Source organism: Pseudomonas sp. TWR1-1-4 (assembly GCF_049897165.1).
Classification (GTDB): Bacteria; Pseudomonadota; Gammaproteobacteria; order Pseudomonadales; family Pseudomonadaceae; genus Aquipseudomonas; species Aquipseudomonas canadensis.
In genome coordinates this window covers 17,064-41,273 of sequence record NZ_JAFCVS010000003.1, presented here as the reverse complement: position 1 = coordinate 41,273, position 24,210 = coordinate 17,064, and the positions used below count along the sequence as shown (strand labels likewise).

Below are 24,210 nucleotides of genomic sequence, written 5' to 3'. Positions count from 1 at the left end.
GGCTCCTACAGTGGGTCGCGGTGTTTCAGTCTTTCAGGTGCAGCACAAACGATTCGTAGGGACGCAGCGCTACCGTGGCGGTACGTTGCGGGCAGTCGGGGTAGTTGCTGATTAGCAGGCGCTGTTCGCCGGCCGGGTTGATCACGTTGTCCGGCAGCTGGATTTCGCAGGGCGTGCCGTAGAAGTTGTTCAGCACCAGCAGGCGTTCGCCATGGCCCTCGCGCAGGTAGGCCCAGACGTGCAAATGGTCCTGCAGCAGTTGGCGATACACGCCCTTCTGGATCAGCGGTTCGTGACGACGCAAGGCGATCAGCGCGCGGTAGTGATGCAGCACTGAGTCCGGGTCATCCAGTTGGCTTTCGACGTTGATCTGCGCCGCGTTGGCCGGAATGCCAATCCACGGCTCACCGCTGCTGAAACCGGCATTTTCCCCGGCACTCCACTGCATCGGCGTACGGCCGTTGTCGCGGGACTTCTGCATGATCGCGGCCATGCTCGACGCCTCGGACTCACCCGCATCGCGCTTGAGGCGGAAGATGTTCAAGGTCTCTACATCGCGGTACTGCTCGATCCTGTCGAAGCCAGGATTGGTCATGCCCAGCTCTTCGCCCTGGTACACAAACGGCGTGCCCTGGAGGAAGTGCAGCGCAGTCGCCAACATCTTGGCCGAGACCACGCGATGCTCGCCGTCATTGCCGAAACGCGAGACCACCCGTGGCTGGTCGTGGTTACACCAGAAGAGCGCATTCCAGCCACCACCGGCCTGCATGCCCAGTTGCCAGTCGGAGAAGATCCGCTTGAGTTGCAGGAAGTCAAAATCGGCCTTCACCCATTTCTGCAGGTTCGGGTAATCGACTTTCAGGTGATGAAAGTTGAAGGTCATCGACAGCTCTTTCGACTCCGGCCGCGAATAGCGAATGCAGTGTTCCAGGCTGGTGGACGACATCTCACCGACGTTGATCAAGTCATGCCCTTCGAAGACTTCGCGGTGCATTTCCTGCAGGTAGTCGTGCACGTTCGGGCCGTCGGTGTAGAAGCGACGGCCGTCGGTGTTGTCCTCGGGGAAATCGGCGGGCTTGGAGATCAGGTTGATCACATCCAGGCGGAAGCCGCCCACGCCCTTGTCGCGCCAGAAGCGCATCAGCTTGAACACTTCGGCGCGCACCTTGGGGTTGTCCCAATTCAGGTCGGCCTGGGTGTGGTCGAACAGGTGCAGGAAGTACTGGCCGGTTTGCGCCTCGTATTCCCAGGCCGAACCGCCGAACTTGGATTCCCAGTTGTTCGGCTGGTCGCGCCAGATGTAGAAATCGCGGTAAGGGTTGTCGAGGCTACTGCGTGCCTGCTGGAACCATTCGTGTTCGATGGAGGTGTGGTTGACCACGATATCCAGCATCAACTTGATGCCGCGCTTGGCCGCTTCACTGATCAGCAGGTCGCAATCGGCCATGGTCCCGTAGCTGGGGTCGATGGCGTAGTAGTCGCTGATGTCGTAGCCGTTGTCCCGTTGCGGCGAGCGCAGGAAGGGGGTGATCCACAGGCAGTCGACACCCAGCCATTTGAGGTAGTCGAGTTTGTCCACGATGCCCAGCAGGTCACCGGTGGCGTTACCCGCATGGCTGTGGAAGCTTTTCGGGTAGATCTGGTAGATCACCGAGTGTTGCCAGTCTTGCATGGTGGGTTCCTTCAGTTGATTTGTGTACAGGCCTCTCGGGCCTCATCGCGGGCAAGCCCGGCTCCCACAGGGGAACGCGTTTCAAATGTGGGAGCTGGCTTGCCTGCGATGGCGTCGGGTCAGGCGACCCTGTACCCAGGCCGAACAATCTTGATGCTCAACGCACAGGTCAAAACAAACGGCACCACCATCGCGATGACCATGCCAATCACAAACACCGCGATGGATTGCGGCACGATCGAGATAAACCCAGGCAAGCCTCCCACCCCGATGGCCGAGGCCTGCACCTTGTTCAGCGCGAGGAAAATGCTGCCCAATCCCGAGCCCACCAAGGCCGCATAGAACGGAAACTTGAAACGCAAATTCACCCCGAACATCGCCGGCTCAGTAATGCCGAAGTAAGCCGAAATCGCCGAGGTCGACGCCATGCTTTTATCCCGCGCATTGCGGGTCATGTAGAACACCGCAAGCGCAGCGCTGCCCTGGGCCAGGTTGGACATGACGATCATTGGCCAGATAAAGGTGCCGCCCTGAGTAGAAATAAGCTGCAGGTCCACGGCGAGGAACATGTGGTGCATGCCGGTGATCACCAACGGCGCATACAGCAGGCCGAAAATCGCCCCGCCGACCATCGGTGCCAGGTCGAACAAGGTGACCACGCCTTCAGTGATCAGGATGCCGAGGTGACGCGTTACCGGACCGATAATGGCCAGGGCCAACACGCCGGTGACGACGATGGTGGTGATCGGCACGACCAGCAATTGAATCGCGTTGGGCACTCGCGCCCGCAACCATTTCTCGATCACGCTCATCACATAGGCGGCCATCAGGATCGGTAGGATCTGCCCCTGGTAGCCGACTTTTTCAATCTGGAACCAGCCGAAAATATCGAAGTACGGCAGGCTCTGGCCGTCGAGACCGGCGACCGCCTTGCCGTAGTTCCAGGCGTTGAGCAGGTCCGGATGCACCAGCATCAGGCCAAGCACGATGCCGAGGATTTCACTGCCGCCAAACCGCTTGGCCGCCGACCAGCCCACCAGCGCCGGCAGGAACACAAACGAGGTGTTGGCCATCAGGTTGATCAGGCTCCACAGGCCATCCAGATTCGGGTAGGCCTCCAGCAACGTCTTGCCCTCGATGAACATGCCCTTGGCGCCCATCAGGTTGTTCACGCCCATCAACAGGCCGGCAATGATCAGCGCGGGCAGGATCGGCATGAACACGTCGGAGAACACCCGCACCAGACGCTGCATGGCGTTGGTCTTGTCGGCGCCCTTCTTCTTCACGTCGGCGATGGTGGCGGCAGCGAGACCGGTCTGCTCGCGCAGGGCGGCGTAGACTTTTTCCACTTCGCCGGGGCCGATCACCACCTGGAACAGGCCGCCGGTGAAGAACGAGCCCTTGACCAGATCCACTTGGTTCAGCGCACTGCCGTTGACCAGGCTCGGGTCCTTGAGCGCCAGGCGCAGACGGGTGACGCAGTGGGCAGCTTGCTCAAGGTTGTCGCTGCCCCCGAGGTTCTCGAGAATCTCGCGGGCGATAGTCGAATAGTCGTGGCTCATGCTTGGTTTCCACTTTGATTTTTTTATTTGGGGGCAGTCATTGGCAGCACGCCGAGGGCAAAAGTACTCGTCTGTACGAGTTAAAGCAACAACTCGTCTGTACGAGTTACATTTTGTTTATTTTTTGTAGGACAGCGCATGGCTACAAGCCGCATAAATCCAAGGGTCTAATGGACAAACCCCCGCTCTGCCACTAAGGTTCCTGCCTTGACCGCAACCCCGGCAAAGAGCCATCCCCATGAGCAAATACAACCAGATCTATACGGATCTGCTTGCCAGCATCACCACCGAACGCCTGCAGCGCGGCACACGCCTTCCCTCCGAAACAGAACTGATGGACAGCTACCAGGCCAGCCGAGGCACCGTGCGTCGGGCCATCGAGCAGTTGCAGGAGCGTGGCTTTGCGCAAAAAATCCACGGCAAGGGCACTTTCGTGTTGTCGCCCAACCCGATCGAGTTCCAACTGGGCGGCATCGTCAGCTTCCACGAAACCCACGCCGACCTGGGCGATGACGTACGTACCGAAGTGGTCGAATTCACTCAATTCCCGCTGGAAGGCTCACTGCTGCAACACATCGAAGCCGAACCCGGCACCCTGATCACCCGCATCAAACGGGTACGGCGCATCGGCGGCAAACGGGTGATCCTCGACATCAACCATTTCGTTGCCGAGGTGATTCCGGGGTTGGACCGCGACATCGCCGAACAGTCGATCTACGCGTTTATCGAACAGACGTTGCAGCTGCAAATCGCCTACGCCCAACGCACCATCGAAGCCCTGCCCCGCGGCAAGGACGACCAGACACACCTCGACCTCGAAGGGCAGAGCCATGTGATCGTGGTGAGTAACCAGACGTTTTTGCAGGACGGGCGGCAGTTCGAGTACACCGAGTCGCGGCATACGTTGGATAAGTTTTACTTTTCGGATATTGCGCGGCGTTGAGCAGCCTGACGCGCCCACTGTAGGAGCCGGCTTGCCGGCGATGGCATCCTTGAACCCGCCACATCATTCATGGGCCTCATCGCTGGCAAGCCAGCTCCTACAGAGAATCGGGGTGATCCATTTACCGTATTCCATAAACACAAAACCCCGGCACATGGCCGGGGTTTTGTTGTTCAGCGTTCACCTGCTACTGCAGGATCACTCCCACTCAATCGTCGCCGGCGGCTTGCTCGATACGTCGTAAGTCACGCGCGAAATGCCTTCGATCTCGTTGATGATACGGCCGCTGACAGTTTCCAGCAGTTCGTACGGCAGGTGTGCCCAACGTGCGGTCATGAAGTCGATGGTCTCTACGGCACGCAGGGCCACGACCCAGGCGTAACGACGACCGTCACCGACAACGCCAACCGATTTCACCGGCTGGAACACCACGAATGCCTGGCTGACTTTGTGGTACCAGTCGGCCTTGCGCAGTTCTTCGATGAAGATGTGGTCGGCGCGACGCAGCAGGTCGGCGTATTCCTTCTTCACTTCACCGAGGATACGCACGCCCAGGCCCGGGCCCGGGAATGGGTGGCGGTAGACCATGTCGTACGGCAGGCCGAGTTCCAGGCCCAGACGGCGGACTTCGTCCTTGAACAGTTCGCGCAGCGGCTCTACCAGCTTGAGGTTCATTTCCTCAGGCAGGCCACCCACGTTGTGGTGGGACTTGATCACGTGGGCCTTGCCGCTCTTGGCACCGGCCGACTCGATCACGTCAGGGTAGATGGTGCCCTGGGCGAGGAACTTGATGTTGTCCAGTTTGTTGGACTGGGCATCGAACACGTCGATGAAGGTGCGACCGATGATCTTGCGCTTCTTCTCCGGGTCGGACTCGCCGGCCAGGTTGTTCAAGAACTGATCTTCAGCATTGGCGCGGATCACTTTGACACCCATGTTCTCGGCGAACATGGCCATTACTTGCTCGCCTTCGTGCAGGCGCAGCAGGCCGTTGTCGACGAACACGCAAGTCAGTTGGTCGCCGATGGCTTTGTGCAGCAGGGCTGCGACCACGGAGGAGTCAACGCCGCCGGACAGGCCGAGCAATACGTTGTCGGTGCCGACCTGGGCGCGAACCTGGGCGATGGCATCTTCAGCAATTTTCGACGGGGTCCACAGGGCCTCACACTCGCAGATGTCGAGGATGAAGCGCGACAGGATGCGGCCGCCTTGCTTGGTGTGGGTCACTTCCGGGTGGAACTGCACGCCGTAGTAGCGGCGCTCGTCGCTGAACATGCCGGCGATCGGGCAGCTCGGGGTGCTGGCCAGGATGTGGAAGTCTTCCGGCATCTTGGTGACCTTGTCACCATGGCTCATCCACACATCGAGGCCGAACAGGCCGTCGGCGTCGACGTGGTCTTCGATGCCGTCCAGCAGGCGGCTCTTGCCGACCACATCGACACGGGCATAACCGAATTCACGCAGCTCGGAACCTTCGACCTTGCCGCCCAGTTGCTCGGCCATGGTTTGCATGCCGTAGCAAATGCCGAAGACCGGTACGCCCAGGTCGAATACGGCTTGCGGGCAGCGCGGGCTGTTGGCTTCGTGCACGGACTCGGGGCCACCGGCGAGGATGACGCCTTTCGGTGCGAATTCGCGGATCGCTTCGTCGTCCATGTCGAACGGATGCAGTTCGCAGTACACACCGATTTCGCGCACGCGGCGGGCGATCAGTTGGGTGTACTGGGAACCGAAATCGAGGATCAGGATGCGGTGGGCGTGAATGTCGAGGGCCATGAAGTCAGTCTCGTCTAATGAATCAGAAACAACTCGGGGCTGAAGAACAGCCCCGGTTACTTAACAGTTTGCTGGAAGCATCAACCTACGCGGTAGTTTGGCGCTTCCTTGGTGATCTGCACGTCGTGGACATGGGATTCAGCCATGCCGGCGCCGGTGATCCGTACGAACTCTGGCTTGGTGCGCATTTCTTCGATGTCGGCGCTGCCGGTGTAGCCCATCGAGGAACGCAGGCCGCCCATCAGTTGGTGGATGATTGCGCTCAGAGTGCCTTTGTACGGCACACGGCCTTCGATGCCTTCCGGGACGAGCTTCTCGGCGCCTGCCGAGGAGTCCTGGAAGTAACGATCGGAAGAGCCTTGCGCCTGGGACATGGCGCCCAGCGAACCCATGCCACGGTAAGCCTTGTACGAACGGCCCTGGAACAGTTCGATCTCGCCTGGCGCTTCTTCAGTACCGGCGAACATCGAGCCCATCATCACGCAGGAAGCACCGGCTACGATGGCCTTGGACAGGTCACCGGAGAAACGGATGCCGCCGTCGGCGATCAACGGTACGCCAGTGCCTTCAAGGGCTGCGGCGACGTTGGCGATGGCGCTGATTTGCGGCACGCCCACACCCGCTACGATACGGGTGGTGCAGATCGAGCCTGGGCCGATACCGACCTTGACCGCATCCGCGCCCGCTTCGGCCAGGGCCTTGGCGGCAGCGCCGGTGGCGATGTTGCCGCCGATCACTTGCACGTCAGGGAAATTCTGTTTGACCCAACGCACGCGGTCGATCACACCTTTGGAGTGACCGTGGGCGGTGTCGACCACCACCACGTCAACGCCGGCAGCGACCAGGGCCGAAACACGGTCGCCCGTGTCTTTACCGGTGCCGACCGCCGCGCCAACGCGCAGACGACCTTGGTCATCCTTGCTGGCCAGCGGATAAGCCTTGGCTTTTTCGATGTCGTTGACGGTCATCATGCCTTTGAGGGCGAATTTGTCGTCGACGATCAGCACACGCTCGATGCGGTGCTTGTGCAGCAGTTCGCGCACATCGTTCTTGTCGGCGCCTTCCTTGACAGTGACCAGACGCTCTTTGGGCGTCATCACTTCACGGACGGTGACTTCAAGACGGTTCTCGAAACGCACGTCACGGGAAGTGACGATACCGACCAGGTCGCCATCGTGCAGCACCGGAACACCGGAGATGTTGTGCAGGCGGGTCAGGTCGAACAGGTCGCGCACGGTGGCGTCGGCTTCGATGGTGATCGGATCTTTCACCACACCAGCTTCGTAACGCTTGACCTTGCGCACTTCGGCAGCTTGCTGCTCGATGGTCATGTTCTTGTGGATGATGCCGATGCCGCCTTCCTGAGCCATGGCGATGGCCAGGCGGGCTTCAGTGACGGTGTCCATGGCAGCGGAAACAAGGGGAATATTCAGCTCGATGCCACGGGTTAGGCGGGTCTTGAGACTGACTTCGTTAGGAAGCACCTCGGAATAACCGGGCACTAGGAGAATGTCGTCGAATGTCAGAGCTTCTTGGCTGATACGCAGCATCGCGGGGGCTCCCGAGCGGGAAAATGGAAGCGCGCCATTATATACATGCACCCTGCCGGGCTCAATGTAAAACTCTGACAAACTTGGTAATACTGATAGATGGGGAAAAACAGCCCTCTGTAGGAGCCTTCTTCCCGGCGATGAGGCCCTTGAGCCTGGCGCTCGACCATTGGGCGCTATCGCCGGCAAGCCGGGCTCCTACAGGGGGTGCGCGGCAGTGAGTTACAACTCGACTTTGACCCAACTCATCTTCTGGTCCAGCCAATCGGCAAATTCATCGATAAAACTCTGCTTGAACCCGGCCTCCGCCCAGTTGTTGAAGATAAATCCCAGGTTGGAAAACCCGCATTGCTGTAGGAACAGGAACCCGTTGATGTCGTCTTCATGCCCACACAGCGGGCAGGTGAAGTTGTCGGTGTGGCCGGGCATCCAGTCTTCGAGGCTTTCGAACAGGGCTTCACCGACTTCCTTGCGGCATTCCGGGCAACCGGCTTCTTCGAGGAAACCCTTGGCCGGCGTGTAGATGCAGCGCTTGTAGATGATCTCCAGGCCGTTGATCGGCTCGTTGAACGGCAGCGCCTCGGGGTACAACACCACGGCGCGAGCGCCATCGGCGAGGGCATAGCCCATGCGATTGCCGGTACGGCCGCAAGTGGTGAGTTCTTCCTTGATGATGTTCTTGCGCACCAGCCAGCGCACGATTGCCCGGGCGCGGGGTTCGTGGACGGGCAAAGTGGAGATTTTCGGAACAAGGATGCTTTGGGAATTCATGAGAGTCCTGCGGTGTGGCCACTGGCGCTATCGCCGGCAAGCCGGCTCCTACAGTTGATCGCATTTCAATGTAGGAGCCGGCTTGCCGGCGATGAGGCCCTGAAGGCTGGCAGCTTAATCCCTGCCCCACACAGGTCAAGTGCTCAGGTAGCGTCCGATCAGTGCAATACCGCTCGCCAGCACCAGCCAGGTCACCAGTCTTACAAACGCCTCACGGGACATACGCATCGTCAGCCTACGCCCACACCACAGCCCGAGGGCCATCGCCGGCAGCAGGCACACCGCCAACATCAACAGCGGCAAATCAGCATACACCCCGGCTACCAGGAACAGGCTCAGGCGCACCACCGTGCTGCAACTGATCAACGCACTCTGGGTGGCGCGCGCGGCGTCCTTGGGCAGGCGGCTATTGAGATAGATCGAATAGAGAAAGCCGCCACTGCCAAACAATGCGCCGAACAAACCACCGACGGTGCCCATGGGAACCGACCAACCCGCCGCCAGTTGGGCTGGCCGTGCCTTCACTGCCAAGCTGTAGACCGCATAGACGCTGATAAACAAGCCCATCAGCAGCAGTAGCAGGTCCGAATGCAGATTGAGCAAAAACACCACGCCCAGTGTGCAACCGATCGCCATGCACGGCAGCAAGCGCAGCAACTCCGGCTTGTTCACGTCCTGCCGCGATTGCAGCAGGTTGCCAAACGCTGCGACAAAATCCAGCAGCACCAGCAGTGGGATGATCTTCGACAGCGGCATGAACAGGATCAGCAGCGGCCCCGCCACCAATGCGGTGCCAAATCCCGCGATACCGAACACGATATAGGCCACGACAATGCCCAGGCCGATCACCAGCCAATCCACACCACCAAACGACCACTGGCTCATCAGTTCAACCGGGTTCATGGGTCATTCCTTGCTAGAGATGACCTTCACTTTAGCCAGCGCCGAGAGATGCGACTAATATCTTCAAAGCCCTCCACCCATCTCGAAAAGGCATGACGCGTGATTTCCACCCGCCAACTGCGTTACTTCGTCGAAATCGCCGACAGCGGCAGCTTCAGCGCCGCCGCCGAGCGCCTGTTTGTGGCGCAGTCCGCCTTGAGCCGGCAGATCAAGGAGCTGGAAGCCCAGCTGCAAACGCCACTGTTCGAGCGTACTGCACGCCAACCACGACTGACCGCTGCGGGTGAGGCCTTCTATCCGCGAGCACGCAACCTGCTGAGCGAATTGCTCAAGGCCAGCGAAATGGCGACACAGGTGGGTAATGGCGAACTGGGTACGCTGCGCCTGAGCCATTCAAGCACTGTGCCGATGAGCGGCCCATTGCTGCAAGGCATCAGCACCTTGCTCGAACGCTGCCCTGGGGTGTCGATGGACATTGTCAAGCTGTCCTCCGAAGCGCAGCTGGAAGAAATCGCCGACAGTCGCCTGGAACTCGGGCTGTTGCGCCTGCCCGTGTTGCGCCAGCGCGAAGGCGTGCGAGTCGTGCCTTTATACAGCGAGCAACTGTTGCTGGCGGTGCCGCCGAATCATGGGCTGGCACATAGCAATGCGCCCATCGAACTGGGGCAATTGAAGGACGAAGCGTTTATCTCGATCCCCCATCCCCAGCGCGGCGGCTTGAGTTATCTGTCAGCCGAATTGTGCATGCGTGCGGGATTTTTCCCCAAGGCTGCACGGGTGATGTCACGCAAGACCACCCAATTGCAGTTGATCCAGGCCGGCTTCGGTATTGCCTTGTTACCAAAATCCATGCAGGACATCGCGCCTGCCAATGTGCACTTTTTGCCCCTGGCCGACCCGGACTGCCTCAGCACCGTGGCCCTGGCCTGCGCGCAGAGGCCGAGCGCGCTGGTGGAGCAATTCTGCCAAACCTTGCACGAATGCCTATAAACTGCCGCCCATGATTAAAGATCCTTTTGCCCGTCTGGGCCTGGACCGCGAAGTCCTGACTGTCAGCCAGCTGAACGGCCGTGCGCGGGTGTTGCTGGAAGACGTGTTCACCAATATCTGGGTCGAAGGCGAGATCTCCAATCTCGCCCGCCCGGCCTCTGGCCATGTGTATTTCACCCTCAAGGACAGCGGCGCCCAGGTGCGTTGCGCGCTGTTTCGCAACAACGCCGCGCGGGTACGCCAGGCGCTGAAGGACGGCCTGGCGGTGAAGGTACGCGGCAAGGTTTCGCTGTTCGAGGGGCGTGGTGATTACCAACTGATCCTCGACACCGTGGAGCCAGCCGGTGATGGAGCACTGCGCCTGGCGTTCGACGCGCTGAAGGAAAAGCTCAGCGCCGAAGGCCTGTTCAGCGCCGAGCGCAAAGTGCCGCTGCCGGCGCACCCTCGGCGCATCGGCATTATCAGTTCACCGACCGGCGCGGTGATTCGCGACATCATCAGCGTGTTCCGCCGTCGTGCGCCAAACATTGAACTGACCCTGATCCCCACCGCCGTGCAAGGCCGCGAAGCCATCCCGCAGATTGTGCGCGCACTGAAACTGGCCGATGCACGCGGCTTCGATGCGCTGATCCTGGCCCGTGGCGGCGGCTCGCTGGAAGACCTCTGGTGCTTCAACGAAGAAGCCGTAGCCCGCGCGGTGGACGCCTGCGTCACGCCAATCGTCAGCGCTGTCGGCCATGAAACCGATGTATCCATCAGCGACTTCGTGGCCGACGTACGCGCCCCTACCCCTTCTGCTGCTGCTGAATTACTGGCACCGGACGCCGGCCATTTGGTGCGCCAGGTCGAGAACCTGCACCGCCGCCTGGTGATGCTGATGCGCAATCGCCTGAGCCATGACCGCCTGCGACTGGAGGGCATGGCGCGACGCCTGCGTCACCCGGGCGAACGTCTGCGTCAGCAAGCCCAGCGCCTCGATGACCTGGACATGCGCCTGCGCCGTGCGTTCGAGCGCAGCCTCAATACCCGCCGTGAGCGCCTGATCCGCCTGGAAACCCGCCTCGCCGGCCAGCACCCCGGTCGCCAACTGGCACTGCTGCGCCAGCGCCTGGACAGCCTCGCCGAACGCCTGCCCCGCGCCATGCGCGAAGGCCTCAAGGCCCGGCGCCTGCAACTGCAGAGCCAGGTGCAGACGCTGCAGGTGGTCAGCCCGCTGGCGACCTTGGGCCGCGGCTACAGCATCCTGCTGGACGAGCGCGGCCAAGCGATTCGCAATGCCGCGCAAACCCACACCGGCCAGCGCCTCACCGCGCGCCTCGGTGAAGGCCAATTGCAAGTGCGGGTGGAAGACAACCACCTGACACCCGTCACCCTTTCGTTATTGGATTGATTGATGCCACGTCTCTTTAGCCTGCTGATGTTGTTTTGCCTCGCCTTCAACGCCAACGCCGACAGCTACATCACCCGTACCTTGAACAAGCCAGTGCCGGGTGGCGTTGCCGTGGTTGAGCTGGGCCCCGCAGCAGCGGCGCCAAAAGCCACCTATCAGGGCAAGCCGGTGCTGGTGGTGAAAGAGGCGGACAACTGGCTGGCGATTGTCGGTATTCCATTGACGGTCAAGCCAGGCAACGAACGCATCAGCAGCGGCGGGCGCAACCTGCCGTTTATCGTTGGCTACAAGAAGTACCCGGAACAACGCATCACCCTGAAAAACAAAAGCCAGGTGAACCCCGACCCGGCGCAGCTGAAACGCATCGAGGCGGAGCTGGCGGTGCAGATCAAGGCTTACCGAAGTTTCAGCCCGAGCCTGCCGAGCAACCTGGTGCTGGACAAACCGGTAAACGGGCCGCTGTCGAGCAAGTTTGGCGTGCGGCGGTTCTTCAACGGTGAAGAGCGCAATCCCCATTCGGGCCTGGACTTTGCCGTGCCGGCCGGTACACCGATCAAGACGCCGGCCAACGGCAAAGTGATTTTGGTAGGCAACTACTTCTTCAACGGCAATACCGTGTTCGTTGACCACGGCCAGGGCTTTATCAGCATGTTCTGCCACATGTCGAAGATCGACGTGAAAGTCGGTGACCAGCTCGCGCGTGGCGCGGTGGTGGGTAAAGTCGGTGCCACAGGCCGCGCGACCGGGCCGCACATGCACTGGAACGTCAGCCTGAACGACGCGCGAGTCGACCCGGCGATCTTTATTGGCGCGTTCCAGCCCTGAAACGCTCGATTGCGCGCCTGATAATGGGCGCGCAATTAAAACCAGCCTTCGACAAATCCCCAGGCACAAAATCTCGTTTCCTGCGTAGATAGCAGAACTTCTCTCAATTTTTCGCGACTGCTTGCCATCTTTCACCCCGACGGTTAGGGTTGGGCTTATGAAAACCTCTCACACCCTCATTCAGCTCCGCCAGCACCGCAGCCTGTGCCTCGTCAGCGCACGACTGCCAGGCTGAATCGATCTGCCTCGTCCCGCGATTTATCCCCAATAACAGTTCCACGGCAGGCCGCCTTTTCTCGGCCCCTACAACAAAGGATTTCCCGATGAGCATGCTCAAAGACCCGTCTTCGAAGTACCGCGCGTTCCCGACCATCGACATCCCGGACCGCACCTGGCCGTCGAAGACCATCACCGAAGCGCCGATCTGGTGCAGCTCGGACCTTCGTGATGGCAACCAGTCGCTGATCGAGCCGATGGACGCGGTGAAAAAGCTGCGTTTCTGGAAGACCCTGGTTGCCGTCGGCGTGAAGGAAATCGAAGCCTCGTTCCCAGCCGCCTCGCAAACCGACTTCGACTTCGTACGTACCCTGATCGAAGACAACCACATCCCCGAGGACACCACCATCCAGGTGCTGACCCAGGGCCGTGAAGACTTGATCGCACGCACCTTCGAATCCCTGCGCGGCGCCAAGAAGGCCATCGTGCACTTGTACAACGCCACGTCGCCGTCCTTCCGCCGCATCGTGTTCAACCAGGACAAGGACGGTATCAAGGCCATCGCGGTCAACGCGGCCAAGCTGTTCGTCAAATACGCCGCCCAGCAGCCGGAAACCCAGTGGACCTTCGAATACTCCCCGGAGACCTTCAGCGCCACCGAACTGGAGTTTGCCAAGGAAGTCTGTGATGCGGTGATCGAGGTGTGGAACCCGACGCCTGAGCACAAGATGATCCTCAACCTGCCGGCTACCGTGGAATGCGCCACGCCGAACATCTATGCCGACCAGATCGAGTGGTTCGGTCGCCATATCAACCGTCGTGACAGCGTGATCATCAGCCTGCACACCCACAACGACCGTGGCACTGGCGTTGCCGCCACCGAGCTGGGCCTGATGGCCGGCGCCGACCGTGTCGAAGGCTGCCTGTTCGGCAACGGCGAGCGTACCGGTAACGTCGACCTCGTCACCGTGGCCCTGAACATGTACACCCAGGGCCTCGACCCGCAGTTGGACTTCTCCGACATCGACGGCGTGCGCAAGGTCGTCGAGGAATGCAACCAGATCCAGGTGCACCCACGTCACCCGTACGTCGGCGACCTGGTGCACACCGCGTTCTCCGGCTCTCACCAGGACGCGATCCGCAAAGGTTTCTCCCAGCAGAAAGACGATGCGCTGTGGGAAGTGCCGTACTTGCCGATCGACCCGGCCGACATCGGCCGCAGCTACGAGGCGGTGATTCGCGTGAACAGCCAGTCGGGCAAAGGCGGCATCGCCTACCTGCTGGAGCAGGAATACGACATCAGCTTGCCGCGTCGTATGCAGATCGAGTTCAGCCAAGTGGTACAGGCCGAAACCGACCGTGTGGGCCTGGAGATGACAGCGCCGCAGATCTACGCCTTGCTGCAGCGTGAATACCTGCAAGCCAACACCCCGTACGCGCTGGTCAGCCATCGCCTGCAGGAAGAAAACGGTAACAGCTTTGTCGAGGTGGAAGTCTCCGGCAAGGGCCAGGGCGAAACCAACCTGCACTGGAAAGGCAAAGGCAACGGCGCGTTGGAAGCGCTGGTGGCAGGCCTGCCGATTGGTGTGGAGATCATGGACTACAACGAACATGCAATCGGCGCAGGCACCAACGCCAAAGCCGCGGCCTACATCGAGCTGCGTGTGAACGGTGAGCGTCCGGTGCATGGCGTGGGTATTGATGAAAACATCACCACCGCCAGCTTCAAGGCGCTGTTCAGCGCGCTGAACCGTTCGCTGAGCCAGCAGGAAGCCAAGGCGGCGTAAACGTTTCGCTGTCATACAAAAGGCCCCTGGGTAAGAACCCAGGGGCCTTTCTGTTTCCGGACCTTGTAGGAGCGAGCGTGCTCGCGAAAAACGCAAGGGCACCGCTGGCTACCTGATAGCGCTGCGTTATTGTTAAGGTTTTTCGCGAGCAAGCTCGCTCCTACAGGAACTGGAAGCTGTCAGCATCCAAGTTGGCTGGAAACCGGGTGCGATACGCCGCCAATTCCGCCGCGTCCAGGCTCACCTGAAATACGCCGTCCGCTTCCCCCGCACTCAGCAGGGTCTCACCCTGGAAGTCCAACACCTGGCTGTCCCCAGTGTAAGCAAAGCCCTTCCCATCCGTGCCCACCCGATTCACTGCCGCCACGTAGCACAGGTTTTCAATAGCCCGCGCCGGCAGCAGCCGGTTCCAGTGTGAACGCCGCGCACCCGGCCAGTTGGCGGTGTACAGCAGCAGGTCGGTGTCCTGGGCGTCGCGGCTCCATACCGGGAAGCGCAGGTCGTAGCAAATCAACGGGCGAATACGCCAACCCTTCAATTCGAACTGCACCTGGCGTTCGCCCGGCGTGTAGTGATTATGCTCACCCGCCATGCGGAACAGATGGCGCTTGTCGTAATGCAGCACCTCGCCATCCGGCCGCGCCCACAGCAGGCGGTTGCGGTGGCTGCCGTCGGCGGCCTGGATGATCACACTGCCGGTAATCACCGCGTTGTACTTCGCCGCCTGGGCCTGGAGCCAGTGATGGGTCGGGCCGTTTTCAGGCTCTGCAAGGGCTTGCGACTCCTTCGAGAAGCCTGTGGTGAACATCTCGGGCAACACAATCAGGTCGGCGCCTTTGGCTTGCTCCAACAGCAGTTCGAAATGTTCGAGGTTGGCCTGGCGGTCATGCCAGGCCAGGCTGGTCTGGACCAGGGCGATGTTCAGGTTCGGCAGTGCACTCAGATCACGCATAGTTTTTCCGCCGCTTGGCGCAGCGTTTCCTCGCGTTTGGCAAAGCACAGGCGCACCAGGCGCTGGCCTTGGGGTGGGGTCTGGTAAAACACCGAAACCGGGATGGTGGCCACACCGTGTTCGCGGGTCATCCACAAGGACATGGCGACGTCATCCAGGTCCGGGCGGATCTGTGAGTAATCCACCAGTTGGAAGTAGGTACCGGTCACTCGGGTAAAGCTGAAACGGGACGGCGCCAACAGGTCGCAGAACAGGTCACGCTTGGCCTGGTAGAACGCCGGTAATTCGTCGACGTGTTCCGGGTGTTCGGCCATGAAGTCGGCCAGCGCGTATTGCAGTGGGGTCACGCCGCAGAAATTGACGTATTGGTGCACTTTACGCAATTCGGCGGTGAGGGCTGGCGGTGCGACGACATAGCCGGTTTTCCAGCCAGTGACGTGATAGGTCTTGCCGAAAGAGCTGACCACAAACGCGCGCTGGTAGAGTTCTTCGTGGGCCAACACGCTGACGTGAGACACGCCGTCGAATACCAAGTGTTCGTAGACTTCGTCGCTGACCAGATAGATATCACGGTCACGGATCAGTTCGGCCAATTGGTCCAGCTCGGCGCGGCTGATCAAGGCACCTGTAGGGTTGTGCGGGGTATTGAGAATGATCATGCGCGTGCGCGGTGACAGCGCCGCCTTGACCTTCTCGAAGTCGAGGGTAAAGCCGTTCAGGCTCAGTTGCACATGCACGCAGCAACCGCCAGCCAGCTCCACCGAAGGCTCATAGCTGTCGTAGCTGGGGTCGAACACGATCACTTCATCGCCCGTGCGAATCACTGCCTGGATCGCGCAGAAGATCGCTTCGGTGGCGCCAGGGGTGATGGTCACTTCACTGTCGGCATTGACCGTGGCGCCGTAACTGCGGGCAATCTTGGCGGCCACCTGCTGACGCAGCACCGGCAGACCGGTCATAGGGGCATATTGGTTGTGACCGAGGGCGATGTGCTTGCCCACAGCGTCGAGCAAAGCCTGGGGGCCATTGAAGTCCGGGAAGCCCTGGGACAGGTTGAGCGCGCCGGTTTCGGCCGCGAGTTGCGACATGGTGGTGAAAATGGTCGTGCCGACATTCGGCAGCTTACTGGTGATCATCGAAAGGCCCCTGCAGATGAGCCCCAAGTTTTAAGCTGCCAACTGCACCGGGTCAAGGCACAAACCACCGCGCACAAAAAAGGGCTCCAAAGGAGCCCTCTCTCACAACTTGAAGCTGCCGTTATTTCTTGTCACGGCGCTTCTTGTCGGCCTTCTTGTGGTGAGTCATCAAACGACGCTTCTTGTTCACCTGACGGTCAGTCAGTGTGTTCTTGTTGCCTTCGTATGGGTTCTCGCCCCCCTTGAACTCGATACGGATCGGCGTACCGACCAGTTTCAAGACACGGCGGTAGGTGTTTTCCAGGTAACGCACATAGGACTTCGGCACCTTCTCGATCTGGTTACCGTGGATCACGATAATCGGCGGGTTGGCACCACCCAAGTGGGCGTAACGCAGTTTGATCCGGCGGTTGTTGACCATCGGCGGCGCATGCTCACCAACGGCGTCTTCCAGGATCTGGGTAAGGCGATTGGTCGGCCAGCGGGTGACCGCAGACTTGAACGAGTTCTGTACGGACGCGTAGAGGTTGCCCACGCCGGTGCCGTGCAGTGCCGAGATAAAGTGGATATCGGCGAACTCGACGAAGAACAGGCGGCGTTGCAGCTCGATCTTGACGAAATCGCGCTCGCTCGGCGTCATGCCGTCCCACTTGTTGATCGCGATCACCAGTGCCCGACCGGCCTCCAGGGCAAAGCCCAGCAGGTTGAGGTCGTGGTCCACCACGCCTTCGCGGGCGTCCATCACAAAGATCACCACGTTGGCGTCTTTGATCGCCTGCAGGGTTTTCACCACCGAGAACTTTTCAACTTCCTCGTGGATCTTGCCGCGCTTGCGCACACCGGCGGTGTCGATCAGCGTGTACTTTTCCTCGTTGCGTTCGAACGGGATGTAGATGCTGTCGCGGGTGGTGCCGGGTTGGTCGTAGACGATAACCCGGTCTTCACCGAGCATGCGGTTGACCAGCGTCGACTTGCCGACGTTAGGGCGGCCGATGATGGCGATCTTGATACCGTCTTTTTCGCTCGGGCCAGGAATGCGCTTGGCTTCCTCGCCTTCGGCAACGATTTCCTCTTCGCCTTCTTCTTCCTCGACATCATCCTTAGGGAAATCGCGCAGGGCAATTTCCAGCATCTGGGTGATACCGCGACCGTGAGCGCCGGCGACCGGAATCGCATCGCCCAGGCCCATCGGGCTGAATTCGGCACGGGCCGCTTCAGGATCGATGTTGTCGATCTTGTTCGCGACCAGATAGGAACGCTTGTTGCGCTTGCGCAGGTGCTCGCCAATCATTTGGTCAGCAGCGGTGTAGCCCGCACGGGCGTCCACCAGGAACAACACGACATCGGCTTCTTCAATGGCGAGCAGAGACTGCTCGGCCATCTTTTCGTCCATGCCATGCTCGTCACCAGAGATACCACCGGTGTCGACAATAATGTAGGAGCGCCCTTGCCACTTTGCCTCACCGTATTGGCGATCACGGGTCAGACCGGACAAGTCGCCGACGATGGCGTCGCGAGTCCTGGTCAGGCGGTTGAACAAGGTGGACTTGCCGACGTTAGGTCGGCCCACCAGGGCGATTACGGGAACCATGCGGCTCTCCACTTCGTTATTTCAGAAAATACAAAAGCCGCTGCAGGGCAGCGGCTGGTGCTCGGGGCAGCATAATCAAATGCCGCATGCCCCGCCGAAGCGGGGCCGCCTGGGTGTTACCCCAAGCATAGTTCTTACTTGATGGTCAGGGCTTCCAGCTTGCCGCTGTTGCCAAACACATAAAGCATGTTACCCACGACCAGCGGACGCGCACGCAGGCCATCGCTGTCGATACGCTCGCGACCCACGAAGCGACCGTCCACCTGGCTCAGCAGGTGCAGGTAGCCTTCGAAGTCACCCACGGCGACGTAGCTGGAGAACACTTCCGGTGCCGACAGTTGACGGCGAGCCAGGGAGTCGTTGCTCCACAGCGCGGTAGTGGAACGTTCGTCGACACTTTCAACGGTGCCGGACGAGAGGCTTACGTAGACGCTGCCAAACCCTTGGGCGACACCGGCGTAGCTGGAAGCATCACGCTGCCAGTTAACGCGACCGCTCTGCAGGTCCAGTGCGGCAACACGGCCCTGGTAGGTAGCGACGTAGAGGGTTTCACCGGACAGCAGCAGGCCGCCGTCGATGTCCACTACGCGGTCCAGCTCGGAACGACCTTGCGGGATGGCCACACGGGTTTCCCAGGCCGGCACGCCGTTCTGGGTATCCAGGGCGACCACTTTACCGGTCGACAGGCCTGCAACGGCCAGATTGTTGGTCACAATCGGACCACTGGTACCGCGCAACGTCAGCACCGCTGGGGTGCTGTCGTACAACCAACGCTGTTCGCCAGTGCTGGCGTCGAGGCCGATTACACGGTCGTCCTGGGTTTGCACCACGACGATATCGCCGTTGGTGGCAGGCGGTGCAAGGACTTCACTGGTCACGCGAGCGCGCCATTTCTCTTCACCGGTGCTGGAGTCCAGGGCCACGACTTCGCCTTTCAGCGTGCCGAGCATCACCATGCCGTAACCCACGCCGACGGCGCCGGAGACTGGCAATTCGAGGTCTTTCTTCCACTTCACGTCACCGTTCATGCGATCCATGGAGATCACCACGCCGGTCACGTCAGCGGCCACAATGTTGTCACCGTCGATTGCCGGTACCAACATGTTGTAGGTCTCGCCCTGACCGTCACCGATGGAGCGGCTCCACTGCTTTTGCAGGACCACTTCTTCCTTGAAGCTGGTCAGCTCGGCCGGAGGCAGTTCTTTTTTACTGTTGCTGCTGCAACCCGCGGCCAGAACGGCCAGAGCCAGCAATGCTGCATGTTTCCAACGGATCACGTCACGCATCCCCTTTGGCCAAGTCGTCCAGCTTGATTTGTAAGCCACCGACCGCCGCTTCATCAGACAGCGCCGCCTTGGCTTTTTGGTACGCAGCATTGGCTTCGTCGGTACGACCCAATTGGACCAACAGGTCGCCCTTGAGCTCTTCGCGAGTGGCTACAAATGCCTTGTCAGCATCGCCGTCGAGCAGTTTGAGTGCTTCGTCAGCCTTGTTCTGTGCCGCCAGTACCTGAGCCAGGCGCTGACGTGCGATTTCACCCAGGGTCGGGTTGGTCGGCTTGTCGGCGATAGCCTTCAGCTCAGCGGCGGCGTCATCCAGCTTGCCGGTGTCGACCGCGACTTTCGCGACGAACAGGCTGCCGTATTGGGCGTAGGTGCTACCGCCGAATTCATTCTTCAGCTTGCCGGCCAGGTCTGCAACCTGCGCAGGATCAGGCTTGCCGTCCGGCGTCAGGGTGGTTTCCAGCAATTGCTGATAGAGGATCGAGGCGCCTTGGGACTGGTTAGCCTGATACTTGGTCCAGGCTTGCCAGCCGAACACCACCACTAAAGCCAGCAGACCGCCAGTAACCAGGGGCTTGCCGTTACGCTGCCACCAGTCCTTGAACTCGGCCAGTTGATCATCATCAGAACTCGACACCCCAATACTCCTTAATCGCTAAATTCGGCTGTTCGACAGCTTCAACCCTGCACGACGCAGGTGGCCAAGTGCGCAGCGAGCGCATCAAAGGCAATGTTCTGTTGCTCGCCCTGGCCACGCAGGGGTTTGAAACCTATCACTTGCTGGGCCAGCTCGTCATCGCCGAGGATCAGTGCATACAGCGCACCGCTCTTGTCGGCCTTCTTGAATTGGCTCTTGAAGCTGCCAGCGCCGGCATTGACTTGCAGACGCAGGTTCGGCAGTTGGTCGCGAACCTTTTCGCTCAGGGCCAGGGCAGCCAGTTCGGCGGCCTCGCCAAAGGCGCACAGGTACACGTCCACCTGACGGGAGATCTCTTCCGGGACCTGCTCCAGGGTTTCCAGCAGCAGGATCAGCCGCTCGATGCCCATGGCGAAGCCCACGCCGGTGGTCGGCTTGCCGCCCATCTGCTCGACCAGGCCGTCGTAACGACCACCAGCACACACGGTGCCCTGGGCGCCGAGTTTGTCGGTGACCCACTCGAACACGGTCTTGCTGTAGTAATCGAGGCCGCGCACCAGCTTGGTGTTGATCACGAACGGAATACCGGCAGCATCCAGGCGAGCCTTGAGGCCCTCGAAGTGGATACGGGACTCGTCGTCCAGGTAGTCGGCCATTTTCGGCGCATTGACCAGCACGGCCTGGGTATCGGCGTTCTTGGTATCGAGGACGCGCAATGGGTTGGTCTTCAGACGGCGCTGGCTGTCTTCGTCCAACTTGTCCAGGTGGGCGGACAGGTACTCGACCAGGGCCACTTTGTAGCGGCCGCGGGATTCACTGGTGCCCAGGCTGTTGAGTTCAAGCTTGACCGCGTCGCGGATGCCCAGCAGGCCCCACAGGCGCCAGGTCAGGACGATCAGCTCGGCGTCGATGTCCGGGCCGTCGATGTTGAACACTTCCAGGCCGATCTGGTGAAACTGGCGATAACGGCCTTTCTGTGGACGCTCGTGGCGGAACATCGGGCCGATGTACCACAACTTCTGCGGCTGGCCAGCACCGGTGAGGCCATGCTCAAGCACAGCGCGGACGCAGGCGGCAGTGCCTTCCGGACGCAGGGTCAGGGAGTCGCCGTTGCGGTCTTCAAAGGTGTACATCTCTTTTTCGACGATGTCGGTCACTTCACCGATGGAGCGCTTGAACAGCTCGGTGAACTCGACGATCGGCATGCGGATCTGCTTGTAACCGTAGTTATCCAGCAGGCGCGCGACAGTGCCCTCGAAATAGCGCCACAGCGGCGTCTGTTCCGGCAGGATGTCGTTCATGCCACGAATGGCTTGCAGAGACTTGCTCACATCAAATCCTTAAATTCGTTCAATCAGCCGCGCGCGATCAGCGCTGCGTCAGCCGCGACCTTTTCGGCCGCTTTCTCGCGGATCAGCTTTTCCAGCTCATCCACCAGATTGTCATTCGTCAACTTCTGCGACGGCTTGCCGTCGATGTAGATCAGGTTCGGCGTACCACCGGTCAGGCCCACATGGGCCTCTTTGGCCTCGCCCGGCCCGTTGACCACGCAACCGATCACTGCAACATCCAGCGGCACCAGCAGGTCTTCAAGGCGCAATTCCAAGTCGTTCATGGTTTTAACCACGTCGAAGTTCTGCCGCGAGCAGCTCGGGCAGGCAATGAAATTGATGCCACGGGAACGCAAACGCAGGGATTTGAGAATGTCGTAACCGACTTTCACTTCCTCTACAGGGTCTGCTGCCAGCGAGATGCGGATAGTATCGCCAATCCCTTCGGCGAGCAGCATACCGAGACCTACCGCAGATTTCACTGTGCCTGAGCGTAAACCGCCCGCTTCAGTAATACCCAGGTGCAACGGCTGCACAATTTCCTTGGCCAGCAGGCGGTAGGCTTCTACCGCCATGAACACGTCGGAGGCCTTTACGCTGACCTTGAAGTCCTGGAAATTCAGGCGTTCAAGGTGCTCAACGTGGCGCAGCGCCGATTCAACCAGCGCCGCTGGGGTAGGTTCGCCGTATTTCTTTTGCAGGTCTTTTTCCAGGGAACCGGCGTTGACGCCGATACGGATTGGAATGCCACGGTCGCGAGCCGCATCAACCACCGCACGCACACGGTCTTCACGACCGATGTTGCCCGGGTTGATACGCAGGCAGTCCACACCCAGCTCTGCCACGCGCAATGCGATCTTGTAGTCGAAGTGAATATCAGCAACCAATGGCACCTTGACCAATTGCTTGATGCGGCCAAAGGCTTCGGCAGCATCCATGTCCGGCACGGAGACGCGCACGATGTCCACGCCGGCTGCTTCCAGACGGTTGATCTGGGCAACCGTGGCGGCCACATCATTGGTGTCGCTGTTGGTCATGCTTTGTACCGCGATGGGGGCATCGCCACCCACCGGCACCGAGCCGACCCAGATCTTGCGCGATACGCGACGTTTGATTGGAGATTCGCCGTGCATGACTATTGTCCCAACTTCAGGCGAGCGGTCTCGCCACTGGTGAACGGCGCTACGTCCACAGGCTGGCCGTTGTAGGCCACTTGCGCGCCACGGGCAAAGCCCAGACGCAGCGTCAAAGGAGGCTTGCCGCCCTGGTCGAGCGTATCTCCCTTACGCTTCAGACCGCTGAACAGCACTTTGCCGTTGCCATCGGTGACTTGCGTCCAGCAGTCAGCGATGAAGGTAATCTGTACACGGCCATCACCGGCGATCAACGCTGGGGTGGTGGGCGGCGAAATCGCAGGGGCAGCAGGAGCGGCTGGAGCGGCTGGAGCCGGAGTCGCTGGCGTCTGCACTGGAGCGGCCGGAGTGTGAGCCGGGGCAGCAGGCGTTGCAGGAGCCGGCGCGGCAGCAGTCGCGGCTGGCGCGGTTTCCGGTGCGGCTGGCTGCTCGGTGGCAGCCGGTGCTTCCGGCGCGGCCTGGCTTTCGGCAACGGCCTGGTCTTCCGGCTCATCCAGCGGGTGAATCTGGGTGGTACCGTCAGCGCTCTCGACTTCGACGTGCTCCATTGCGTTGCTGGTCAAGTCCTTGGCCCGCTGGGAGGTCTGGTCTTGCCACCAGACGAAACCGCCACCAATGACCGCGATCAGCAGCAACAGGCTGACAATTCGCAAAATCGTGTGGGAAACCCGCACCGGCTCTTCGATGCGCCCCAGGCCGTGGACATTGCTGCCCTGGGAGTCGGTGCCGGTAAATTGGTCGAATTCCTGGACCAGTATGGCTTGGTCGATACCCAGCAATTTGGCATAGGCACGGATATAGCCGCGGGCAAAGGTGTGCCCAGGCAGCTTATCGAACGCGCCAGCTTCCAAGTTGCCCAGGGACGTCGTGGTCAAATTGAGCTTGAGGGCCACTTCCGCCAGCGACCAACCATTGCTTTCGCGGGCCTGGCGCAAGGTGTCGCCTGGGTTTACGCGATTAGCTGCTACAACTTCCGGGTGCGCCGCTTTCATCATTGCTCCGACAGGTATTGCTGATATTCCGGCGTACCGGGATAGAGTCGTTCGAGTTGCTGGCCAAAACGTGCGGCCGTGTCGCGTTCTTCATGAACCGTCGCCAGGCGCACGCCGAGCAATAGACTACGTGCATTTTGCCCACTGAGCAGGCTAAAACGCTCGTAATAGTCACGTGCTGGCACATAATGCCTGTCATCAAAGGATATCTCAGCCATTTCGAGCAATGCCCGAGGCTGGCGACTGTTCAAATACAGGGCTTTTTCCAGTTGCTGGCGGGCGCTGTCGCGTTGACCTAAGCGCATCGAGGTCACCCCAAGGTTCTCGAATACCCGCGAACGCTCAGGATAGAGGGTATCAGCGCTGGCTTGCTGGAAATAAAGGGCGGCCTGGTCATAACGCTTCTGCTCGAACAGGAAGCTGCCGTAATTGTTCAGCAGCCGCGGGTCGGCAGGACGGGAGGCCAGAGCCTTGTGGAAATACTGTTCGGCCAGTTCAGGCTCGGCCTGGGCCTGGAACACCAACGCCAGTGCGCCATTGGCGTCGGCATCATCGCTGTCCAGCTCCAAGGCCTTCTTCAGCGGCACTTTGGCCTGTTCGCTCATGCCTTGTCGAAGGTAACCCAAGCCCAGTTGCACATAGGCAACCCGCGCCTCGTCACGGCCTTTACCGGTTTGCAAAGGGCTCTCATGACCCGATGAAACACAACCGGCCACGAGACCGGTAACAAGCAAAAGCAGCGCAAGGCGCAAGGGCATAGAGATCCTCTC

At 60.3% G+C, this 24,210-nt stretch carries 20 protein-coding genes; 5 read left to right on the top strand and 15 right to left on the bottom strand.

What is annotated here, in order from left to right; all coding sequences use genetic code 11:
- Window positions 1-25 precede the first annotated feature (25 nt).
- Together treC and treP are read right to left on the bottom strand one after the other, a co-directional pair.
- Window positions 26-1,672: an alpha,alpha-phosphotrehalase gene (gene treC / locus ACP7C6_RS08520; protein ID WP_353632197.1), complete on the bottom strand. Its 1,647-nt coding sequence runs from the start codon at window positions 1,670-1,672 to the stop codon at window positions 26-28.
- A 119-nt stretch (window positions 1,673-1,791) separates the two neighbouring features.
- A complete protein-coding gene (gene treP, locus ACP7C6_RS08515; protein ID WP_028617832.1) occupies window positions 1,792-3,234 on the bottom strand; it encodes a PTS system trehalose-specific EIIBC component in 1,443 nt (480 codons plus the stop codon).
- A gap of 238 nt (window positions 3,235-3,472) precedes the next feature.
- Here treP and treR point away from each other — a divergent pair, with 238 nt between their 5' ends.
- Window positions 3,473-4,177: a trehalose operon repressor gene (gene treR / locus ACP7C6_RS08510; protein WP_028617833.1), complete on the top strand. Its 705-nt coding sequence runs from the start codon at window positions 3,473-3,475 to the stop codon at window positions 4,175-4,177.
- A gap of 198 nt (window positions 4,178-4,375) precedes the next feature.
- Here the strand turns inward: treR and guaA are convergent, their stop codons facing one another.
- The 4 genes from guaA to ACP7C6_RS08490 form a co-directional block, all read right to left on the bottom strand.
- Entirely contained in the window at window positions 4,376-5,953 is a 1,578-nt protein-coding gene (guaA, locus tag ACP7C6_RS08505; protein ID WP_028617834.1) for a glutamine-hydrolyzing GMP synthase, read from the bottom strand.
- Window positions 5,954-6,033: 80 nt separating this feature from the next.
- Window positions 6,034-7,503, bottom strand: coding sequence for an IMP dehydrogenase (gene guaB, locus ACP7C6_RS08500; protein ID WP_016977684.1), 1,470 nt, complete (start codon window positions 7,501-7,503; stop codon window positions 6,034-6,036).
- 222 nt (window positions 7,504-7,725) lie between these two features.
- Complete coding sequence (locus ACP7C6_RS08495) at window positions 7,726-8,274, bottom strand: hypothetical protein (protein WP_028617835.1); 549 nt, start codon at window positions 8,272-8,274, stop codon at window positions 7,726-7,728.
- 135 nt (window positions 8,275-8,409) lie between these two features.
- Window positions 8,410-9,177: a sulfite exporter TauE/SafE family protein gene (locus ACP7C6_RS08490; protein WP_426108617.1), complete on the bottom strand. Its 768-nt coding sequence runs from the start codon at window positions 9,175-9,177 to the stop codon at window positions 8,410-8,412.
- A 99-nt stretch (window positions 9,178-9,276) separates the two neighbouring features.
- Here ACP7C6_RS08490 and ACP7C6_RS08485 point away from each other — a divergent pair, with 99 nt between their 5' ends.
- From ACP7C6_RS08485 to leuA, 4 genes are all read left to right on the top strand, one after another.
- Window positions 9,277-10,167 carry a LysR family transcriptional regulator gene (locus ACP7C6_RS08485; RefSeq protein WP_426108616.1) on the top strand — a complete coding sequence of 297 codons (891 nt, stop codon included), beginning with the start codon at window positions 9,277-9,279 and terminating at the stop codon, window positions 10,165-10,167.
- Window positions 10,168-10,177: 10 nt separating this feature from the next.
- A complete protein-coding gene (gene xseA, locus ACP7C6_RS08480) occupies window positions 10,178-11,557 on the top strand; it encodes an exodeoxyribonuclease VII large subunit (RefSeq protein WP_426108615.1) in 1,380 nt (459 codons plus the stop codon).
- 3 nt (window positions 11,558-11,560) lie between these two features.
- Entirely contained in the window at window positions 11,561-12,382 is an 822-nt protein-coding gene (locus tag ACP7C6_RS08475; protein ID WP_028617839.1) for a M23 family metallopeptidase, read from the top strand.
- Window positions 12,383-12,705: 323 nt separating this feature from the next.
- Complete coding sequence (gene leuA / locus ACP7C6_RS08470) at window positions 12,706-14,385, top strand: 2-isopropylmalate synthase (protein ID WP_016977678.1); 1,680 nt, start codon at window positions 12,706-12,708, stop codon at window positions 14,383-14,385.
- A gap of 160 nt (window positions 14,386-14,545) precedes the next feature.
- Here leuA and ACP7C6_RS08465 read toward each other — a convergent pair whose 3' ends face one another.
- The 9 genes from ACP7C6_RS08465 to pilW form a co-directional block, all read right to left on the bottom strand.
- Window positions 14,546-15,337 carry an amidohydrolase gene (locus ACP7C6_RS08465; RefSeq protein WP_426108614.1) on the bottom strand — a complete coding sequence of 264 codons (792 nt, stop codon included), beginning with the start codon at window positions 15,335-15,337 and terminating at the stop codon, window positions 14,546-14,548.
- Complete coding sequence (locus tag ACP7C6_RS08460; RefSeq protein ID WP_028617842.1) at window positions 15,325-16,473, bottom strand: pyridoxal phosphate-dependent aminotransferase; 1,149 nt, start codon at window positions 16,471-16,473, stop codon at window positions 15,325-15,327. The genes ACP7C6_RS08465 and ACP7C6_RS08460 overlap by 13 nt, the downstream gene beginning before the upstream one ends.
- Window positions 16,474-16,594: 121 nt before the next feature.
- A complete protein-coding gene (der, locus tag ACP7C6_RS08455; RefSeq protein ID WP_016977675.1) occupies window positions 16,595-18,064 on the bottom strand; it encodes a ribosome biogenesis GTPase Der in 1,470 nt (489 codons plus the stop codon).
- A 134-nt stretch (window positions 18,065-18,198) separates the two neighbouring features.
- Entirely contained in the window at window positions 18,199-19,350 is a 1,152-nt protein-coding gene (gene bamB, locus ACP7C6_RS08450) for an outer membrane protein assembly factor BamB (protein WP_122554808.1), read from the bottom strand.
- On the bottom strand, window positions 19,343-19,984 hold the full coding sequence (locus tag ACP7C6_RS08445; protein WP_016977673.1) for a YfgM family protein: 642 nt from the start codon (window positions 19,982-19,984) through the stop codon (window positions 19,343-19,345). The genes bamB and ACP7C6_RS08445 overlap by 8 nt, the downstream gene beginning before the upstream one ends.
- Window positions 19,985-20,025: 41 nt before the next feature.
- A complete protein-coding gene (gene hisS, locus ACP7C6_RS08440; RefSeq protein ID WP_027605419.1) occupies window positions 20,026-21,315 on the bottom strand; it encodes a histidine--tRNA ligase in 1,290 nt (429 codons plus the stop codon).
- 23 nt (window positions 21,316-21,338) lie between these two features.
- Window positions 21,339-22,448 carry a flavodoxin-dependent (E)-4-hydroxy-3-methylbut-2-enyl-diphosphate synthase gene (ispG, locus tag ACP7C6_RS08435; RefSeq protein WP_003175952.1) on the bottom strand — a complete coding sequence of 370 codons (1,110 nt, stop codon included), beginning with the start codon at window positions 22,446-22,448 and terminating at the stop codon, window positions 21,339-21,341.
- A gap of 2 nt (window positions 22,449-22,450) precedes the next feature.
- A complete protein-coding gene (locus ACP7C6_RS08430; RefSeq protein ID WP_122685585.1) occupies window positions 22,451-23,440 on the bottom strand; it encodes a RodZ domain-containing protein in 990 nt (329 codons plus the stop codon).
- On the bottom strand, window positions 23,440-24,198 hold the full coding sequence (gene pilW / locus ACP7C6_RS08425) for a type IV pilus biogenesis/stability protein PilW (protein ID WP_068938117.1): 759 nt from the start codon (window positions 24,196-24,198) through the stop codon (window positions 23,440-23,442). The genes ACP7C6_RS08430 and pilW overlap by 1 nt, the downstream gene beginning before the upstream one ends.
- Between the last annotated feature and the right edge of the window lie 12 nt (window positions 24,199-24,210).

What these genes read in the sequence shown, in the direction of transcription:
- treC (WP_353632197.1), bottom strand. Translation starts at nt 1,672, where the DNA reads ATGCAAGACTGGCAACACTCGGTGATCTACCAGATCTACCCGAAAAGC.
- treP (WP_028617832.1), bottom strand. Translation starts at nt 3,234, where the DNA reads ATGAGCCACGACTATTCGACTATCGCCCGCGAGATTCTCGAGAACCTC.
- treR (WP_028617833.1), top strand. Translation starts at nt 3,473, where the DNA reads ATGAGCAAATACAACCAGATCTATACGGATCTGCTTGCCAGCATCACC.
- guaA (WP_028617834.1), bottom strand. Translation starts at nt 5,953, where the DNA reads ATGGCCCTCGACATTCACGCCCACCGCATCCTGATCCTCGATTTCGGT.
- guaB (WP_016977684.1), bottom strand. Translation starts at nt 7,503, where the DNA reads ATGCTGCGTATCAGCCAAGAAGCTCTGACATTCGACGACATTCTCCTA.
- ACP7C6_RS08495 (WP_028617835.1), bottom strand. Translation starts at nt 8,274, where the DNA reads ATGAATTCCCAAAGCATCCTTGTTCCGAAAATCTCCACTTTGCCCGTC.
- ACP7C6_RS08490 (WP_426108617.1), bottom strand. Translation starts at nt 9,177, where the DNA reads ATGAACCCGGTTGAACTGATGAGCCAGTGGTCGTTTGGTGGTGTGGAT.
- xseA (WP_426108615.1), top strand. Translation starts at nt 10,178, where the DNA reads ATGATTAAAGATCCTTTTGCCCGTCTGGGCCTGGACCGCGAAGTCCTG.
- ACP7C6_RS08475 (WP_028617839.1), top strand. Translation starts at nt 11,561, where the DNA reads ATGCCACGTCTCTTTAGCCTGCTGATGTTGTTTTGCCTCGCCTTCAAC.
- leuA (WP_016977678.1), top strand. Translation starts at nt 12,706, where the DNA reads ATGAGCATGCTCAAAGACCCGTCTTCGAAGTACCGCGCGTTCCCGACC.
- ACP7C6_RS08465 (WP_426108614.1), bottom strand. Translation starts at nt 15,337, where the DNA reads ATGCGTGATCTGAGTGCACTGCCGAACCTGAACATCGCCCTGGTCCAG.
- ACP7C6_RS08460 (WP_028617842.1), bottom strand. Translation starts at nt 16,473, where the DNA reads ATGATCACCAGTAAGCTGCCGAATGTCGGCACGACCATTTTCACCACC.
- der (WP_016977675.1), bottom strand. Translation starts at nt 18,064, where the DNA reads ATGGTTCCCGTAATCGCCCTGGTGGGCCGACCTAACGTCGGCAAGTCC.
- bamB (WP_122554808.1), bottom strand. Translation starts at nt 19,350, where the DNA reads ATGCGTGACGTGATCCGTTGGAAACATGCAGCATTGCTGGCTCTGGCC.
- ispG (WP_003175952.1), bottom strand. Translation starts at nt 22,448, where the DNA reads ATGCACGGCGAATCTCCAATCAAACGTCGCGTATCGCGCAAGATCTGG.
- ACP7C6_RS08430 (WP_122685585.1), bottom strand. Translation starts at nt 23,440, where the DNA reads ATGAAAGCGGCGCACCCGGAAGTTGTAGCAGCTAATCGCGTAAACCCA.
- pilW (WP_068938117.1), bottom strand. Translation starts at nt 24,198, where the DNA reads ATGCCCTTGCGCCTTGCGCTGCTTTTGCTTGTTACCGGTCTCGTGGCC.